The sequence below is a fragment of the Patescibacteria group bacterium genome, assembly GCA_040390045.1.
Lineage (GTDB): Bacteria > Patescibacteriota > Minisyncoccia > Phycocordibacterales > SIBU01 > SIBU01.
In genome coordinates this window covers 117,769-136,322 of record JAZJZC010000003.1, presented here as the reverse complement: position 1 = coordinate 136,322, position 18,554 = coordinate 117,769, and the positions used below count along the sequence as shown (strand labels likewise).

General features: G+C 43.1%; 18 protein-coding genes. 5 read left to right on the top strand and 13 right to left on the bottom strand.

Annotated elements, in window-relative coordinates; all coding sequences use genetic code 11:
• Window positions 1–138 precede the first annotated feature (138 nt).
• The 5 genes from V4467_03560 to V4467_03540 all read left to right on the top strand — a co-directional run bounded on the left by V4467_03560 (window position 139) and on the right by V4467_03540 (window position 5,375).
• A complete protein-coding gene (locus V4467_03560; protein ID MES2088042.1) occupies window positions 139–2,388 on the top strand; it encodes a DNA translocase FtsK 4TM domain-containing protein in 2,250 nt (749 codons plus the stop codon).
• 15 nt (window positions 2,389–2,403) lie between these two features.
• Window positions 2,404–2,817, top strand: coding sequence for a hypothetical protein (locus V4467_03555; protein MES2088041.1), 414 nt, complete (start codon window positions 2,404–2,406; stop codon window positions 2,815–2,817).
• Window positions 2,818–2,832: 15 nt separating this feature from the next.
• Window positions 2,833–3,147, top strand: a complete 315-nt coding sequence (locus V4467_03550) for a hypothetical protein (GenBank protein MES2088040.1) — start codon at window positions 2,833–2,835, stop codon at window positions 3,145–3,147.
• Between the two features lie 88 nt (window positions 3,148–3,235).
• The gene (recA, locus tag V4467_03545; GenBank protein MES2088039.1) at window positions 3,236–4,342 is read left to right on the top strand and encodes a recombinase RecA; all 1,107 of its coding nucleotides are present in this window, start codon (window positions 3,236–3,238) and stop codon (window positions 4,340–4,342) included.
• 463 nt (window positions 4,343–4,805) lie between these two features.
• Window positions 4,806–5,375 (top strand): elongation factor P, encoded by a 570-nt coding sequence (locus V4467_03540; protein ID MES2088038.1) that lies wholly within the window; start codon window positions 4,806–4,808, stop codon window positions 5,373–5,375.
• 109 nt (window positions 5,376–5,484) lie between these two features.
• On the opposite strand, the gene V4467_03535 is transcribed toward V4467_03540, so the two are convergent.
• The 13 genes from V4467_03535 to V4467_03475 form a co-directional block, all read right to left on the bottom strand.
• Window positions 5,485–5,829, bottom strand: a complete 345-nt coding sequence (locus tag V4467_03535; GenBank protein MES2088037.1) for an EamA family transporter — start codon at window positions 5,827–5,829, stop codon at window positions 5,485–5,487.
• A gap of 21 nt (window positions 5,830–5,850) precedes the next feature.
• On the bottom strand, window positions 5,851–6,051 hold the full coding sequence (rpsR, locus tag V4467_03530) for a 30S ribosomal protein S18 (protein MES2088036.1): 201 nt from the start codon (window positions 6,049–6,051) through the stop codon (window positions 5,851–5,853).
• A 152-nt stretch (window positions 6,052–6,203) separates the two neighbouring features.
• Window positions 6,204–6,677, bottom strand: coding sequence for a single-stranded DNA-binding protein (locus V4467_03525; protein MES2088035.1), 474 nt, complete (start codon window positions 6,675–6,677; stop codon window positions 6,204–6,206).
• 5 nt (window positions 6,678–6,682) lie between these two features.
• On the bottom strand, window positions 6,683–7,171 hold the full coding sequence (gene rpsF / locus V4467_03520; protein ID MES2088034.1) for a 30S ribosomal protein S6: 489 nt from the start codon (window positions 7,169–7,171) through the stop codon (window positions 6,683–6,685).
• A gap of 104 nt (window positions 7,172–7,275) precedes the next feature.
• A complete protein-coding gene (locus V4467_03515; GenBank protein MES2088033.1) occupies window positions 7,276–8,148 on the bottom strand; it encodes a TatD family hydrolase in 873 nt (290 codons plus the stop codon).
• 25 nt (window positions 8,149–8,173) lie between these two features.
• On the bottom strand, window positions 8,174–9,616 hold the full coding sequence (locus V4467_03510) for a methionine--tRNA ligase (GenBank protein ID MES2088032.1): 1,443 nt from the start codon (window positions 9,614–9,616) through the stop codon (window positions 8,174–8,176).
• 27 nt (window positions 9,617–9,643) lie between these two features.
• On the bottom strand, window positions 9,644–10,765 hold the full coding sequence (locus V4467_03505; GenBank protein ID MES2088031.1) for an AI-2E family transporter: 1,122 nt from the start codon (window positions 10,763–10,765) through the stop codon (window positions 9,644–9,646).
• Window positions 10,766–10,810: 45 nt separating this feature from the next.
• Entirely contained in the window at window positions 10,811–12,076 is a 1,266-nt protein-coding gene (locus V4467_03500) for a pitrilysin family protein (GenBank protein ID MES2088030.1), read from the bottom strand.
• A 92-nt stretch (window positions 12,077–12,168) separates the two neighbouring features.
• Window positions 12,169–13,578: a glycine--tRNA ligase gene (locus V4467_03495; protein ID MES2088029.1), complete on the bottom strand. Its 1,410-nt coding sequence runs from the start codon at window positions 13,576–13,578 to the stop codon at window positions 12,169–12,171.
• A gap of 139 nt (window positions 13,579–13,717) precedes the next feature.
• Entirely contained in the window at window positions 13,718–15,685 is a 1,968-nt protein-coding gene (locus V4467_03490; GenBank protein MES2088028.1) for a hypothetical protein, read from the bottom strand.
• A gap of 190 nt (window positions 15,686–15,875) precedes the next feature.
• The gene (locus V4467_03485; GenBank protein ID MES2088027.1) at window positions 15,876–16,466 is read right to left on the bottom strand and encodes a recombination protein O N-terminal domain-containing protein; all 591 of its coding nucleotides are present in this window, start codon (window positions 16,464–16,466) and stop codon (window positions 15,876–15,878) included.
• 31 nt (window positions 16,467–16,497) lie between these two features.
• Complete coding sequence (locus tag V4467_03480; protein MES2088026.1) at window positions 16,498–17,085, bottom strand: alpha/beta fold hydrolase; 588 nt, start codon at window positions 17,083–17,085, stop codon at window positions 16,498–16,500.
• 251 nt (window positions 17,086–17,336) lie between these two features.
• A complete protein-coding gene (locus V4467_03475) occupies window positions 17,337–18,050 on the bottom strand; it encodes a hypothetical protein (protein ID MES2088025.1) in 714 nt (237 codons plus the stop codon).
• Window positions 18,051–18,554 lie beyond the last annotated feature (504 nt).

Genomic DNA, 18,554 nt, shown 5'->3' with positions numbered 1-18,554 from the left:
AAATGTAAAGTGTCTTTAATAAGTCCCTGTGTAGCAGGGCCTCCACAAAAACCCCTGAAAACATCCTGATTTTAGACTTTTAAGATCACAGCAAAATTAATTTATGTTATGATACTAGAATATTTTCCCCAATAACCCATGAGTAAAAAATCAAAAGATTCTAAGGATAGGACAAGTAATTCAATTTGGAACAGTATCCCTGATGGCACAAAAAAAGCAGTTTTTGCCATAATTTTTTTCATGATTTCAATACTGTTTACCCTTGCATCGATCGGCAAGGCGGGACCGATTGGAGACACTTTATATACATGGTTTAGTTTCCTACTTGGACTCGGATACTATCTTGTACCACTTATTTTTATCATGCTCGGCATTTCTGCTTTCAAGTCGATCTCGCCTAAAATTCACATCCTTAAAATTGCAGCGACAGTTATTTTTTTACTCTCTGGTTTGGGCATGATGGATATTTACGTTCCAACTGAAGGCGGGTTTGTGGGAAGAATTGTTTCCAATCCACTCTTACGACTCTTTGATGTGTCAGCCGCGCTCATTGTCTTAACTGCCCTTTTTATAATTTCAGTCTTGATCATTTTTGAAACGGGTATTGCGTTCGAACCGATGTTTAATTTCTTCAAAAAATTCCGCTCAAAAAAAGTAGGGGTAGAAACCGAGGCTCGCACCAAGGTATATGAAGAAGATGTTCCCGAAGAACCTGAAGAGTCGGAAGTGACACCCGCTAAGGAAAAATTGGAACAAAAAAAACCTGTCCAGGTAATCCCTAAGATTGCAATCTCGAAAGAGGAGGACGAAATGGCATTTAATAAAAGATCTCTTAGTTTTTCATTTAAAAATCTCGGGAAAACTTTTATTCCCCCACCACTGAGTCTTCTCGAGCGTGATAAGGGAAAGGCTGTTGTTGGAGACATCAACGCCAACAAAAACATTATTAAAAGAACCTTGCTCAACTTCGGCATCGACGTTGAAATGGATGAAATTTCAATCGGACCGTCGGTCACTCGATATGCTTTAAAACCGGCTGAAGGTGTAAAACTTTCAAAAATTGTGGCGTTGCAAAATGACCTCTCTTTGGCACTTGCCGCTCACCCACTCCGAATCGAAGCTCCGATCCCAGGAAAATCTTTAGTGGGAATTGAAATTCCAAACTCAACAAAATCAACCGTCGGTCTCGCTACTCTTTTGGCAAACGAAGAATACCAGAAATCCGAAAAGCCACTCCTTGTATCTCTCGGCAAAGGTATTTCTGGAAAATCTCATTTTTCAAACCTGGCAAAAATGCCCCACCTCTTGATCGCTGGTACCACAGGATCAGGAAAGTCGGTCACCATTCATACCATCATCACCTCACTCTTATTCCGAAATCCGGTTGAAAACCTCAAATTCATTATGATCGACCCTAAACGGGTTGAACTCACCTTGTACAACAAAATCCCCCACCTTCTAACGCCCGTCATCACCGAAGCCAAGAAAGCTATTCTTGCTCTAAAGTGGGCGGCTAAAGAAATGGATCGCCGCTATGACATTTTTGAATCAGAATCGGTGCGAGATATTGAGTCGTACCATAAAAATGTTTTAGAGCCGGAACTCAAAAAACTAGAAAAACAAAAAGAAGAAACGCCGGACGCTGACATGAAGATGCCAGAACTCATGCCCTACATTGTCATCGTCATCGATGAGTTGGCCGATATTATGTCTACCTACCCAAGGGAGCTCGAAGCCGCCATCGTACGCCTCGCTCAAATGAGTCGAGCTGTCGGTATTCACCTTATCCTCAGCACCCAGAGACCTTCAGTAAATGTCATTACCGGTCTCATTAAAGCCAACATTCCTGGCCGAATCGCCCTCCAAGTGTCCTCACAAATCGACTCCCGAACCATTCTTGATACCGGTGGGGCTGAAAAATTACTCGGCGCCGGCGACATGCTTTTCTTAGGAAATGAAATGTCCAAACCACAAAGAATCCAATCGGCCTACATTAGCGAAGCAGAGTTGAAAAAAGTAGTTAACTATTTGAAAGAAAATTACGACAGCGGAGTGCCGAGCGAGCTCAACCTCACCCCAGAAGCCGTAGCCGGGAAAAATGCCATCTTCGAATCTACTTTTAGCAGCGAAGAAAGTCTTGAAGATGATGACGACATGTACGAGCAAGCCAAAGAAGAAGTTCTTCATGCTGGCAAAGCTTCAACGTCATACCTCCAGCGTAAATTACGCATTGGGTACGCGCGTGCCGCACGATTGGTAGACTTACTTCAAGAACGCGGCGTTATCGGCGCGGCTGATGGCGCCAGACCAAGAGAGGTCATTAATGCTGAAACTCCTTCAGAACCTACAGCCGAAACACCGGAAGAAACCGCAGGACCAACAAACTAAACGAAAGTCATACCCATGGACCGCGCCAGCAAACGAATCATCACCATCTCTCTCGTTATCCTCGCGATTCTCGCTATCGGAGCTTATGGCTATCGACAATCAAGCGAATTCCGAGCCGGCCCTATCGTTACCATACATGAACCTGCAAGTGGCTCCCTATTTACGGAGCCACTAGTGACAGTCTCTGGTAACGCCCAAAACATCTCGACCATCTCTCTAAACGGTGGAATAATTTTTGTGGATTCAAAAGGAGATTTTAGAGAGCAACTACTGCTCCTGCCGGGTTATAATCTACTGACCGTAGAAGCCCAGGATCGGTTTGGGAAAAAGATACAGAAAACTTTGGAGCTGGTTTATAAAATACAAAATACGAATCAGTACGAAAATACAAATGAATCGGCAAGCTCAACTTCATCTTTAACTTTATAAACTAATTTTATTTTTATGAATTGGAAACATTGGCCGTATTGGATAAAAGGAGGAATAATTGCAGGAGGGATTACTGCACTTTTTAGTATTGCATACTACGGTTGCGTTCACACATCCATTTACGCGGCTTCCTCCGGCTATGCTTGCCTTCCGTTTATAGAGACAAGCCCGCTTTACCCGTTTGTTTCGTTTTTTGATCGAGCATATCCTGAACTTTCGGATGCGTTGTCGCTTCTAATTATAACTCTATGTAGCGTGGTAACATGGTCAATCGTTGGCGTTTTTTTCGGCTTTCTCTACGGCAAAATCAAGAATCGAAAGAGCGCCTAAGTCAATGGAAATATTCCCTAAATCTTTTATACTTACACTACTCTTACTTTATAACTTGACGAACTTTATTAACTTTAAAAACTAATCTATGGCCTTCGGCAAACCAAAAAAAGAAAAAGTAGACAAAGTGATCGGCGCAAACATTGAAGATACATTGAACGCCATCAAAACCAAATTCGGTGATGATTCAATCATGAAGCTTGGTGACAAACCGCGTGTTGATGTTAATGCCATCTCCACCGGTTCGATCGGACTTGATGCCGCGCTTGGTGTTGGTGGTCTTCCACGAGGAAGAATTGTCGAAATCTTTGGTCCAGAATCAAGTGGTAAAACTACCCTCTCACTTCATGTGGTTGCCGAAGCTCAGAAAAAAGGCGGCATCTGCGCCTTCATCGACGCTGAACACGCCATGGACCCTGAGTATGCCAAACGACTCGGGGTAAAAATTAACGAGCTTTTGATCTCACAGCCTGATACAGGTGAACAAGCTTTGGAAATTGTAGAATCCTTGGTTCGCTCAGGCAAGCTCGACGTCATTGTCATCGACTCTGTGGCCGCCCTTACCCCGAAAGATGAAATCGAAGGCGATATGGGAGCTCAACATGTGGGCAAGCAAGCTCGTCTTATGTCCCAAGCGCTTCGCAAACTCACCGCTATCGTCGCCAAAAGTAAAACCATCGTCATCTTCATCAACCAGATCCGCATGCAAATCGGTGTGATGTTCGGTAATCCTGAAACCACCCCGGGAGGCAAGGCTTTGAAATTCTACACATCAGTACGTCTCGATATTCGCCGCATCGCTCAAATTAAAAAAGGTGAAGAAATTATGGGAGGACGCATTCGAGTGAAGGTGGTGAAAAATAAAGTAGCAGCGCCATTTAAGCAAACCGAATTTGATCTCATGTACAACGAGGGTATCTCTCGCGAAGGAGAATTGATTGCGCTTGGAGAAAAAATGGGCTTTGTTAAAAAAAGTGGCATGTCGTATGAATACCTACCAGCACAGACAGGCACTCCAGCAAACAAAGAAAAGAAAGCTGAAAATATCAAACTCGGCCGAGGTTATGATGCAACCCGCCAATTCCTCAAGGAGAATAAAAAAGTGGCAGACGAAATTCTTAAGGAAATCAAAAGACGGCTCAAAGATGGCGATCCTTTAGCCGCAGCACCTGAACCAGGAGAAACCGAGGAGTAAATGTAAGAAGGGTAAAGGGTTTAGGGTTTAGAAAAGCTATGAATTGGAAAACTTGGCCGTATTGGAAAAAGGGAGGAAGTCTAGGATTAATCTTAGGCCTATTCCCCCTTGTCTATACTCTTATAAATTTCAACGAGATATTTTTTGTTACCTGCAAACTTGGTTCCACTAATTGTCTGGAACCTATGGGATATTTTCTTGAAACGTGGCCCCGTCAGGTGGTGCATTTATCCCTACCAATTATTGCTGGCTTCCTTATTGGTTCTATCGTTGGCTATCTCTACAATAAAATCAAAAATCGGAATTCTTGATTTCCCGGTGCTCCGTACTCGGAGTTCGGGATCCCGATCGCTTCGCATCGGGACCTAATTCTTGATTCTACCCCGATTTGCCTTTGCTCTACCTTTAGGCTAGAATAGCCGAATTATTAAGGCCTATAGGCAGGCTGTTAGCTTTTCAAAATATGTCATTACTTGAATATAACGAAGTCAAAGAACGAAAATATATTGTCTACGAAAATGAGCCGTACGAAGTTTTAACGTCGCACGTTTTTCGTAAACAGCAGAGAAAGCCGGTCAACGCCACTAAACTTAAAAATCTTATCACTGGATCAGTAAAAGAAATTTCTTTCCACGTGTCTGAAAAAGTGGAAGAGGCAGAAATTGATTCACGCCAGGCCAAGTACCTTTACAATAACCGCGGTGAATTCTTCTTCTCTGATCCTGCAGACCCTTCAAAGCGCTACGCCATGAAGGAAGATTTGGTTGGCCCTCAAGGAAAATTTCTCAAAGCCAACACCGTTGTTGAAATTCTTTCTTTCCAAGATCGTCATGTCGGTTTTAAATTGCCTATTAAAGTGGAGCTGAAGGTGGTTGAGGCTCCTCCAGCAGTCAAAGGAGATACAGCTAAGGGCGGCACCAAGCAAGCTAAGCTCGAAACGGGCGTCACTATCAACGTTCCCCTCTTTATCAACGAAGGTGAGATCATTCGAATCAATACTGAAACGGGAGAGTATGTGGAGAGAGTGAACTAGAATACAGTTGTAAGATTAAAGTTGAAAGTTGTCAGTGAAAATCCCCCCGAAGCCGTAGGCTTCGGGGGGATTTTCTTAGAAAGACTGTTCAACTTGATAACCCCGTTATCTAACCATTGTGATTTCGGGTAGTTATAAATGCTGGCACGATTAAACCAAAGAATGCTCCCCAAACAGCCAGAAAACAACCGAGTAAAACTAAAATTACATAGACAGGATTTTTTAATAACTTTTTTTCTTTTAACAAAAAACTAGAGATCGTTAGACAATATACAACACTGGTCACTTTTACAAAAACAACTTGAGTATACGGGGTAATATTTACTCCTAACATGCTGAGCGACAAACCCACAAAAAATCCAAAAATAAACACTATAAACACGCAAAATAAATAAAAACCCACTGCCTCTTTCCAATTTCTTTTGTAAGAAAAATTCGTTAAATGTGTAAACACATTATTCTTATTAACCTTCAACTATCTAGACACGAACGGCAGAAGCCCCATAAAGCGAGAGCGCTTAACAGCTTCGGCAAGCTTTCGTTGATTTTTGGCTGTGACACCAGTCTTTTTGCGAGAAAGCATGCGGGCGTGCGGATTGAGAAACTTCTTCAAAAGTTCCACATCTTTGTAGTCTATATACTTAATATTATTTTGTGAAAAGTAGCATTGCTTCATGATTTTAAATAAGAATTTTAAAAATTAATACTAATATACGAATTATACTAATGCTACGAATGGCTACTAATTCTGCTTTTTCTTATTGGTAGTTATTGGCAGATTCGTATCCATTAGTAGATTGGTATCAGTTTCTAAAAATTTCTGAATTTTTAGAACGGAATGTCTTCCGGGTTAATCTCATCTGTTGGATACTCGATACCGGCCGGCGCATCCTTCTCTACTTTCTTACCTTTTGGTTCTGCGCTGTTCGGCGTTTGGTCTGCGTAGTTCTGCGTGGCGGAGCCTTGGCCGCCAGTGCCTTTTGGTCCAAACTGTACTCGATCAGCTACGATCTCGGTTCGATATTTCTTTTGTCCGTCTTTATCATCCCAACTTCTTGTCTGAATTCTTCCTTCTACCAACACTGACTGTCCTTTTTTTAAATACTGACCGGCTGTTTCTGCTTGTCTGCCGAACACTACAATGTTATGAAAATCGACACTCTCTTGCTTTGCTCCATTTTTATCTTTCCAAACTCGATTGGTCGCAACAGAGAAACTACAGACCTGAATTCCCGACGGCAGAGACTTAATCTCTGGATCTCGAGTTAAATTTCCTATGATGATTGCTTTGTTGAGATACATATAAACTATTCTACCATAAGAGAATCGATGGTTTTGTCCAATTCAGCTTCGGAAACAGGAGCTTTGATTTCTTTATTTTTTGGAATTTCTCCGGTGGCAGCTGGCTTAGCATCAGCTCGAAACGCTGGCTTAATGACAGACATGGTGCTTTCTCGAACAGTCTTAACGATCAAAAATCGAACAATATTGTCGTTTTTCTCCATAGCCTTCTTAACCACATCGATAGACTCAGGATTAATCTCAAATTTAACCCATCCAAAGTAAGCGGTGTTGAATTTAAGGTGCTTGGCTCCTACCACTTTGGTCATTTGATAGGCCAAATTCTTCAATTTTGGAAAATCTTCGGAAATAACGACGGCGCCATTATTTGTCAAAACATCCTTAATAATCGTTACCTCCGCAGGCAACTTTTCTTCAGGAATTGAAGAGACAACATGAAAACCGAGTTCGTAGACACGATTCTCAACTTGGTCAACAGGATCTATTTCAGTCATGGGGTACAGACTAGCACACCCCCTCTGCCAAATCAAGGATTTGGCAGAGGGGGTGTGAGAATTAAGAATAACGATTTAAAGACCTGCCTACCGGTCAGGCAGGTTCAAGAATGAAGCCCGAAAAGCCTCCTAGTGTTCAAAATAATCTGATTTTTGACTGTTTCCAACTCTTCTTTTCTGATTGTAGCGATAGCTTTAACCACCTCGGAAACATAGAGCGGTTCGTTGCGTTTACCACGGAAGGGTTTCGGAGATACGTACGGAGCGTCGGTCTCAACGTGCATTCGATCAAGCGGAACATTTTTAATAACCTCGTCATAATCGCGAGCAAAGGTGATAACGCCGGTAAACGAGAGATTAAACCCGGCATCAAGAATTTCCCGAGCCTCTTCCCAATTGCCGGCAAAAAAGTGGAAGTCCCCTTTCAACTGAGATTTAAGTTGTGAGTTATAAGATTTAAGAATAGTAACGGCTTCTTTGTAGGCAGAGCGGCCAGAACCGTTTCGCACATGAAGCATCAGCGGCTTATTAACCTCAATTGCCAGTTCTATCTGTGATCGAAAAGCCTCCTCTTGCTTCTTCTGTTCCGTGTTCCATGTTCCATGTTCTGTGCTTCGGTAGTAATCCAACCCGCACTCCCCAATCCCCACAACCTTTGGATGTTTCGCCATCTCTAGATACCGCACGCGATCAAGCTGTTCTCCGCGACTGGTAAATTCTTTACCGCCTTCACCAAGCTCTTTCTCGTCATGAAAAGATTTGCCAGTGTGAATTGGATGAAGGCCAATAATAGCGTAAACGCCCTTTTCGTATTTTTCAGCTAAGGCAATCGCTGATTTTGAAGTGTCGACTTGAGTGCCAACGTTGAACATCCAGACGCCCGCGCCAAGGGCGCGGGCGATTACTTCTTCCCTATCGGCATTGAAAGCTTCAAAATTTACATGCGTGTGAACGTCGATGTATTCAGGCAGATTCATGATTTAAGATTTAGGATTCAGGAATTTAATCCTTGCGTGGGAAAAGAGAGGCGGCTGGCATTTTATTTTCTTTAATCGCCTTTTTTATTTTCTCCATCGTCTCAGGCATGATTGGGTTAAGCATCCGCGCAATCGTGTACAGATCAATGACCAACCCTCGAATTATTTCCTCGGCCTTTGGACGATCAACTTTCACCAACTTGAAAGGCGCGGTGGTTTGAATTCTTTCATCAAGAGTAGTGACGAGCGACCACACAACATCAGCCGCTTTTTGAATTTCGTAAGTATCAAGAGCCTCCTTAAAATTATCTGGAATAGTATTTACAGGAATTTCCACGGGCCCAGAAAGATAGGTTTCTGCCATTTTCATGGTGCGACTAACTAAATTTCCTAGACCGTTGGCCAAGTGCGCATTGTACGCCTCCTTAAATTTCTCCATCGTAAAGTCACTATCCTCGAACGGATGAATGTGACGCGCGAGATAATACCGCAGAGCATCAGCGCCGTATTCATGTACGATCGCCACAGGGTCAATAGTATTGCCTAAAGATTTGGAAATTTTCTGTCCGCCACTGGTAATAAACCCATGAATGACAATTTGTTTCGAAGGAATTTCAATGCCAGCCGCTTTCAACATCGCTTGCCACATAGCCGCTTGCTGACGCACCTGATCCTTACCGGCAAACTGTACAACACCACCTGATTCCAACCACCATTTCTTAAATTTTTCTGTGTCATTTGGCCATCCGATTGCAGAAATATAATTAACAAAGGCATCAAACCAAACATACATCACGTGTTCAGAATCGTCCGGCACGGGCACTCCCCAGGGCATTTTGCTCGCAAGCCGCGATGCGCTAAAGTCCTCGAGACCCTTTTCGGCAATTAAAGAGCGGAGTTCGTTCAAACGAAAATCAGGAACTAGAAAATCCTTTCTCTCATAGAGTCCAGAAAGAAAATCCTTGAACGCCGAAAGTTTGAAAAAATAGTTTTCTTCTTCGACAATTTCTAATTCCAAATTTGGGTGAATCGAACATCGCCCGTCCACCAATTCCGAATCCGTTTTCTCTAGCTCACACCCAACGCAGTATTTTACTTTATATAGTTTTTTGTAAATGAATCCGTTCTCTTTGCATCGTTGCCAAAATTCCTGAGCGGATTTTTTGTGCTCGGGGTCAGTGGTTCGAACAAAATTAACTCCCTCCATAACACCGAGCGTTTGATGCAAGGCTTTGTACTTTGCCGCAAAAAAATCCACATACTCTTGCGGGTCTTTCCCCTCTTCGGTGGCTTTACGATACACCTTAAGCCCGTGCTCATCGGTTCCGGTGTTAAAAAAAACCTCAAACCCTGAAAGTCTTTTGTACCGAGCAATAATATCAGCGTGTACCAATTCCAACGCAAAACCGATATGAGGTTCGGCATTTACATAAGGAATTGTAGTTGTTATATAAAAAGGCTTTGGCACAAAAATGGAAAATTTGCTCTGAGTACATCAGGCGTTAGCTTTGGGTAATTTATTTTTCTGAAGATCATTCAAATACTCCATAAGAGTTGTCGCTACAGGCACTGACAACAAGACACCGAGAAAACCGGCCAACTTAAACCCGACAATCAAAGCCAAAATAACCAGGATCGGTTGAACGCCCACAATCTTTTTCACGACCAGAGGATAAATTAGATTGTTTTCAAGTTGATGAATAATTAAATAGATAAACACGACAATAAGCGCGGTCGTAACACTTCCATTACTGTAAGAACTCGCAACCGCGGGAATTGCTGAGAGGATTGGACCGAACAGTGGAATGATTTCGAAAACCCCGGCAAGAAATGCCAACAATAGCGGATTGCCCACATGAAGCGTTCCACCAAAAATCGTCAAAACCAGATACACCAAAAGCCCGACGACAAGCGCCAAAATGAGCTGTCCCTGCATCCATAAACCAATTTTCACCTGCACGCGTTTCCAAAGACCGATGATGTATTTTTCATGCCGAGCGGGAGTGACAAACTGTAAAAAAGTCGCCACCCCATCTTCCTGCACCGCGAGGTAAAAAGAAAGAACAATGATGAGAACTGAACTTAGGATGCCACCGAATATCAGACTCAGAGTTTCAATAAAACCTTGAGAGACCGTGGAAATTGCCACTCGAATATTATTGATCATCTTTGAAATCGAGAACTCCGAGGAAAATCCGGATACTACCTGACGAGATTGAGACAAATCGGCAGATAAGCTCTGAACAGCTTCTTTGGATTCAAGAACAGAATCTTTTTGCAAAGGATCCCAGAAAGAAATACTATCGAGATACTGAGGGGCGGTCGACAAAAAATTGGAAGTGTCATCAAGCAGAGGTGGTAGGAAAAAATAAAACACTGATCCGATAATTCCAGCCAACATAAAATACATGAAAATAACGGCAAGCAACCGATTGATACGGTGCGCCGTAAACCACGATGTAAATGGCTCCATGGCGGAAGCAATAACTACTGCCGCCAGCACGACCAGCACTAAGTCACGAATATAGTAGAGCAAAACAAAAGCAATCAAGACAATCACCGCTCTGAAAATTGATCCTGATTTGACCGTAATATGAATCTCTTTGTTGCTTTCCATGAGTACATACTAACACCGAAAACTCCGCGGGTGAAGACAGCTTGCTTAAAACTTTAAAACATCTAAAAATGGTGAATTATCTTTGAATGGCCCAATAATAGCCAAGTTTAGAGACTGGTCAATAAAAAGTTTCTGGGCAAGAGCTTTAATTTGCTCAGGAGTGACCATCTCAATCTCTTTCGAGACCTGTTCAGCTAATTTGATTGGCTTGCGTAAAACCTCCTGCATACCGATAAACTGTGCCAGCTCATCTGACGACTCCAAACTCAAATACAAATTACCAACAAGAAAATCTTTAGTTTTGCGAAGTTCCTCTTCAGAAACTAATTCTGATTTTAATCTTTTCAATTCCTCCATTACTGCCTTGATTGTCTCAGGAACCTTTTTAGTGTCAGCGCCAACTGAGACTTGGAATATGCCGTGGTCGGTATACAAATCCGGCGAAGCACTTACGTAATAACAAAGACCAAGCTCGTCTCGCAATTTTGTAAAGAGTCTTGAGCTCATCCCTGCCCCGAGTACCGCGCACAAAACTCTCAAAATAGGAGCTTGTGGATCGAACACAGAAAAAGCACGGACGCCAAGAACAAGGTGAGTCTGATCGGTTTCTTTTTCTTTAATTAAAATTTTAGGACTGACTTGTGATTCGATAACTTTCGGCTTTTCAAATTTCTTCGGTTTAGGCAAAACACTAAAAATCTTTTCAACGTGATCCACCACCGCCTCGTCAAATCCACCCGAAACGATAATCGTCGTTGCTTCCCCAACGTACAACTCACTGCGATAAAGCAATAAATCCTCTCGAGAAAAACTTTTGACTGTTTCTTCAGTGCCCGCAATATTTCTTCCCGTAGGCTGATCTCCGTACATTAATTCCATAAACAAATCTTGGACATTTCGAGACGGTTCGTCTTCATACATTTTTATTTCCTGAATCACCACACCTTTTTCTTTTTCAAGTTCAATTTCTGGAAGGGTTGGGTCAAGATACATGTCAGCGACAATATCTAAAATTTTTTCTGTTTTATCTTTGTGGGCTTTGGCGTAATACCCTGTAAATTCTTGACTGGTAAAAGCGTTGTACTGAGCACCCAATGAATCGAGCTCTCTTGAAATGTCAGCGGTTTTCGGTCGACGAGTCGTCCCTTTAAAAACAAAATGTTCAAGAAAATGCGAAATACCGTTGCGATCCTTCGTCTCGTATTTTGACCCAGCCTCAACGAGCACCATCACGGTCACAGTAGGACTGGCGGGCATTGGAATACTGATAAGCCGAACACCGTTTGATAAAATCTTTTTAGAAAAATTCATGTTCTTAAATGTACCATGTCACCCACGAAAATGAAAAGCCATTCCAAAAATGAAACTCCTGTTTCGGCACAACGAGATACTGAGCTGTCTAACTAGTTATTAATTTTTTCTTTTAAAAAATTTAAAAGTTCTGAAATTTTGACTCTCTCCTGATTTCCAGAATCTCGGTCACGAACCGTAACGGTGTTATCTTTCTCGATTGTATCGAAGTCTACAGTAATACAAAATGGCGTACCAATTTCATCTTGCCTGCGATAGCGCTTACCAATGTTGCCGTTGTCATCAAATGACACAGCGCCAAATTCTTTTTTAAGCATCGAGAAAACCTCTCTCGCCTTCTCGACAAGCATTGGTTTGTTTTTTAGAAGGGGGAAAACGGCAATTTTAATTGGAGCTAAATGTGGCGGCAATTTCAAATACACTCGTTTCTCTCCCCCGAGCTCGTCTTCAGTGTAGGCTTTTGAAAGTACCGCGAGGAGATGTCTGCCTAGACCAAACGTCGGTTCAAGGACATGTGGCACCGATTTTTCATTCGTCATCGGATCCAAGAAACTCAAATCTTCTCCGCTGTGGGTGATGTGATTTTTAAGATCGAAATCCGTCCGGTAAGCCAAACCGCCAATCTCATCAAATTTGTGCGGATAGCGAAAATGAAAATCAACCGTTCGTTTTGAGTAGTGCGCTCGCTCGCCGTCTGGTATCTCAACTTCCCTAATATCGTCCTTGGAAAATCCTAGAGCCTCAAACCAGAGGTGCATCTGGCCTTGCCAATACTGAAATTTTTCTTGCCAATCGCTTTCTTTTAAAAAGTATTCAAACTCCATAATCTCAAGCTCGCGAACTCGAAAAATAAAATCACGAGGCGCAATCTCATTTCTAAAATTGCGACCAACTTGGGCAATACCGAAGGGTAATTTCGGATGAAATGAATCAACAATATTTTTAAAATTCACAAACATGCCTTGCGCGGTTTCGGGACGCAAATACACCGTGGTGTCAGCGCCATCAACGGATCCGACAGAGGTTTTAAACATCATATTAAATTGCTGGGGTGCAGAGAGCGCGTTACCATCAGGACTTTTTATTTTCAATTCCTTAATTTTCTCGCCCATCTGCTCCAGAGTCATTCCGGAAGGGTTAACGCCCGCGGCTTCGAGCAAATGATCTGCCCTGAAACGCTTTTTGGTTTTTGTATCAGCCACCAAAGGATCGTGAAATCCTCCGACGTGTCCACTGGCCTCCCAAACTTTTGGATTCATCAAAATGGCAGAATCAATTCCGTACATATCTTCTCGTGAATCGACAAAAAATTTCCACCACAAATTTTCAATATTTTTCTTGAGCGCCACGCCGAGCGGTCCATAGTCAAACGTTCCCGCAAGCCCGCCGTAAATCTCCGAGCCTTGATAGACAAAACCACGTCTTTTACACAAAGACACGAGCTTTTCCATCACGTTGTCGCTTTCAACTGATTCACCTTTTTTATTATTTTCAGCCTTCATAGTAATACGAAGCTTAGCATAATTGAATTAAACGCTCCAACTCTATACGAAAATACGAAAGCGTGTACAAAAATACGAAATAATACGAAAACTTTATTGTACCAATACGATTTTCGTATTATTTCGTATTTTCGTATGTTTATTTCGTAACTTTCCCCTGCCCTTCCTTGAACCCGATGTCGGTAGTCAAATTCGTTGTAATCGCCGCGCTACTATCCGCCTGCAAGGTTGTCGCGGCGAAAGCATCGTCTCCAGTTGCTGTTGCGCCAGTCAATAGTGTCGGCGTGGTGCCAACCTGACTGAGTTCAGGAGTAATAGAAACTTGGAAGCTGATTTCCCGTGGACTTTCACTAAAACCACTTCCCGCTTTCAGATCCCCCACGTCCCACACCACCTGACCTCCAACAGGATTGTAACTAATTTTTTCACCCTGTGGCACAGCAAGCCCAACCCATTTTACATACGAAGGGATGATAGCTGAAACTTTTACGTTAGATACATCATTGAGACTGTTGGTCAAAGACCAGACAAGAGTGTAGGTAGTCGGACTGCCAACTTTTGGCGGGATGGGCCCTGTGTTATTGATTGCTCCAGAATAATATAAGGCTCGAGCGGAAAAACCTAAGCTAGAAGTCAATCTGATTGACTTTGTAATTGTCGAGGTAATTTGTTGAGATACCCCTGAATCATCTGGGCGTTTGCCGGTGATCGTAATAGTAATTGACATCTGAGGATTTTTTATCAAACGAATTTCTTGTTCTGGAAGCGTCCCAAAAGAAAAACTGAGATTGGTTGTGTCATCCGGATTTAAAGCGGCTAATCCTGGTCGCAAGGTTTGATCCCAGACAATAGAACTTCCTGACGTTTGGTAAAAACCGCCGTCAGGAGAAACCGAGCCGTTATCAAAAATATTGCCGGTAAGTTTAGCTGAAACCTGCACGTCAGTAATCCTCACTCCTATATTATTTGAAAGCGTCAAATCAGTTCTGATGGTTTTCCCTGGCTGCGCAACATGCACATCTGCATTATCGCCATCAAGCACCACGGCCGCTCCGATAAATGGCTTTCGCAGAGTAATTTTTTTAGTGGTGGTCAAAAAATTTGTACCGATCTGATTCTCATTAACTGGATTTTCCGTACCAACTGAGAACCGGAAAACTCTGTCATCGTTGTCCTGTCCAACAATTTTCCCCTTCAGTTTAATTACTTTTTTAATGCCAGGTTTTATATCCCCCAACTGCCAAAAACTATTGCTCCACGAAGGAGTCGGGCTGGCACTAGCAAAAGTAAACCCAAATGGATAATCGACATTCAGCGCCAACTGCTTGATCACCGTGGAAGAATTGGAAACAATAGTGACAGTAAATTCAGTATCTTGATTGGCATTAATTTCCTTGACGGAATCAACTGTCACGATAACCGGAGAAGAACTGATAGAAACGCTGTATTCTTTCTTTTTCGAGAAAATAGCATTTGAACCCTTGAGCCGATATTCCACAGAAACAGTAATCACCTTAAGGTCGCCGGCTTCACCAAACAGCACCGCAGAAACTTTTTTGGTCGCCACTTTTCCTTTCGGCACAACACCAAAAGCTTCTCGGTATCTTTTAAGTGACGTCGTCACATCAACCGGCTGGCGAGTGCCGTCAGGATAATCGATGACGAGATCGGCAGTTTCAAGGTCCGCGTTATTTTGATTGGTAACGGAAATTTCAAGCGGCAAAATTTCCCCACCTGGAATTGATACTGGTCCAACAATCGAAATGTCAACATTGTTAGAAGACACGACGTTCGCTCCCCCAAGTACCATATACACTGCCACGCCAACTGAGATTACAAAAAAAATAATTGAAATAACAAAAAGTCTCTTGAGAAAGGACCATCGCGTTTGGTGACTTCGCATAGATAAAAATCCGGTTTCAGGCACCCCAGAACCTCCCCAATCTTTGGGAACATCGGCAACGTCGTGTCGCTTGAAACCGCCCTTGGTGTCTTCTTCAGATTTTGAAAATATTTTCCGCCGCGAATAGAGATTTTTCTTAAAATCCTCCAGACTATTTTCGATATCCTGATCCCCTCTTGATTGTGAACTTTGGTTGTCGCTCATGAATGAAAATTGTTAGCTCGTATTATACCACGACACCATTTGTAACTTATGCAACTAAAGATTTGTCACACTGTAACCTGTGCAGTTGGATGCAGTTCGAGGCGACCGTGAGCATTGTGACCAAAATGTATTCATATACATTACGGGAACAAGCGGAATGGGCAACGATGAAATGCGCCGACTGCGGAGGTTACAGCTGCGTTTCTTTGAGTGATTTATTGATTTGATTCAAAATGTTGGGCATCACCGCATGAGTTTTACTAAGCAAATCATCATTCCAAAATGGTGATTCAATAAACATAGCGGATTCAGGCGTGGTGCCTAAATATCCGAGACTTGAGAGCACCCTAAGCACTAAAATATATTCAAAATTTAAAATTGACTCTTTCGAAATGGTTTTATTTTTCGCGAACAAAACCGCTTCCTCAATGTACTTAAAAAGCTGTTCATTTTTTTCCTCACCTGAAAGCAGTCGCTCCAAAAGCGCGAACACCCGGGAAAAAAGCAAAAGCATTTCTTTCGAATTTTTAAACTCCTTCTGTAAATCAATGTTTTTTGAAACTCCGACCACTCGCCAAAATTCTTTTCCTCTCACCAGTGAAATATCACAAAAAGCATAATCGTGGATGGCGTAGCGCAATTTTGATTGTAACAACCGCACGCCTTGTGCCGAAGCACTTATAAACCCCAGATCTTTCGTCAAAATTCGGAACGAACGATTGGCTTCGCCGAAATTACTGCTACTTAATATAAATCCGGAAGTTTGATAAATGTGATGCATAAAGAAGCTTAAAGCTTTCAGCTGACAGCTGTCAGCTTCCTGACATTTCAATAAGACTTTTAAATACGCTCGGCAGACCCGTCGATCCTTCTCCCTTAGTAAAATGCCCCTTGCCACGTTCTAAAATGGCTTTGGCGTGAAGGGCTTTTTGAAACTCGAGGCTTCGCTCCATTGAAACATCGCCATCGTTATCAGAAAAAATATTCACAAATTTTGGGCAATGGATTTTGGCTTTTTCCACATCAATCGGGAGCGAATAAAATTCTTCAATTTCCGGAACATTGAGATTGCCAGAAAAACCAGCGACAAAAACTGCGCCTCCTACGCGAGCGTTCGGCGGTAACTTTTCAAAATATCTCAAAATCGCAATGCAACCGAGACTATGCCCCACAAAATATGTTTCCTTGGTTGGTCTTCCAACAATACTTTTAATTTCCGCAATCCACTCAGAAACTTTCGGCTCATCAGCATGTGGCATGGTCAGCGCAAAAACTTCAAAGCCTCGAGCTTTGAGTTCCCATGAAAGCCACGGAAACCAGTGATTGTCGGGCTTCCCTTCCCAGCCGTGCACCAAAAAGACTCGTTTTACTCCTTTAGAATTTTTAGAAACCTCCTGCATAATTAAAAAATACTACCACAAATCGACAACAAAATGCATCTCCAAAAACACTAAAAGTGACCTACATCGATTGATAACGGCCGTTACTAATCAATGTAGGTCGAATTTGTAAAAAAATAAATCTAAAAATGAATTTTGAAAAGTTTAAACCGCACATCGGGGGATGTGCGGTCTCGAGTTGATCCGGAGATCAAGTCGCGTGTCCTATTAGGAGCTGGATAAGCTTTTGTTGAGTTGCCGCGGCTTGTTCTTTAGGTGGTCGACTGAACCCCCTGGAACGGCGCGTAGTTGCCGGCGGTGTTGGAGGTGGCGAAACCATTGCCCGCCGAGTCGTGACCGAAGCCAGCGAAACCTCCTTCCAGATGCGTCCCATGGGCGATGTCGTTCACATTGCCAACCAGAGCGGTGTTCACCGAGGCGAAAGTCGCCGGAGGTGATGTATCGAGGGCGCGTCCTTGGGTAATGGCCACAGCGTAGTTTCCATTGTTCGGTTCCGCGGCGGCGGTGATCAAGAAGTTGCCGGCGGTGTTATCGGCGATCTGATTGGCGGTAACGTCGATGGAATGGTTGCCGTTAAGGGCGAGTGCATGATTGAAACCATTGTCGATGTCTACCGGCCCGTCCATGGCCGCGATGTTCGGATTATTGACGCCATTCACCATGCCCAGCTGGCCAGTGTCCGCGATCGCGATATTTCCGCTGGCGAGCGCCGCCTGCGAAGTGTCGTTAACGCCGTTGAACGCGATGTTCTTGGTGTCGGCCGCGGGATCGCTGTTCTGGGAGACGGCGATGATCTGGCTGGTGTCGGCATAGCCCGGGGAGATATTCGCAACATACGCTGATGGGTCCGGCGGGGCCGCAGTGAGACATGGCATCAACGCAGCCAAGGCGAGGCCGGCGAGCATGGTAATCGAGCTGACTTTCGGAATGGCCATTTGACAGGCCTGGTGGTTCGGAGCATTCATAATTTCGTATCAATACGATTTTGTTTGCGGGATATCCGAAATTTTCCTCAAGTTGCAGGAAAATATCAACAACCTATAACCCAGTTAGTTGTGACTCCAAAACCAGAAAATTTCTAGGCTTAGAGCCACAACTAACTACTCAACATATTTAAAAGAACGTACACTAGGGCTAAATCTACACCTGTACCAAATCCTGTCAAGACCTCTCCCAAATTTCTTATCCCCATCTGCTTATTCTTTCTACTTTGCCTGCCCAACCTCATACATCGATCAGTAACGGCCGTTACTAATCGATGTATGAGGGTTTTATAGAAATTTATAGAAAATTAAAAAATATAAACAACAAACCCGACAGCGTAGGTTGTCGGGGGGAAAGATTTTGGTTGGGTAACCAAAGGGTGTACCGGAGTGGTACGAAGTGTAGAGTCGAGAGACAAAAAAAGTGGAGAGAGTGTGGAGTGTGGAGTGTGGAGTGTGGAGTGTGGAGTGTGGAGTGTGGAGTGT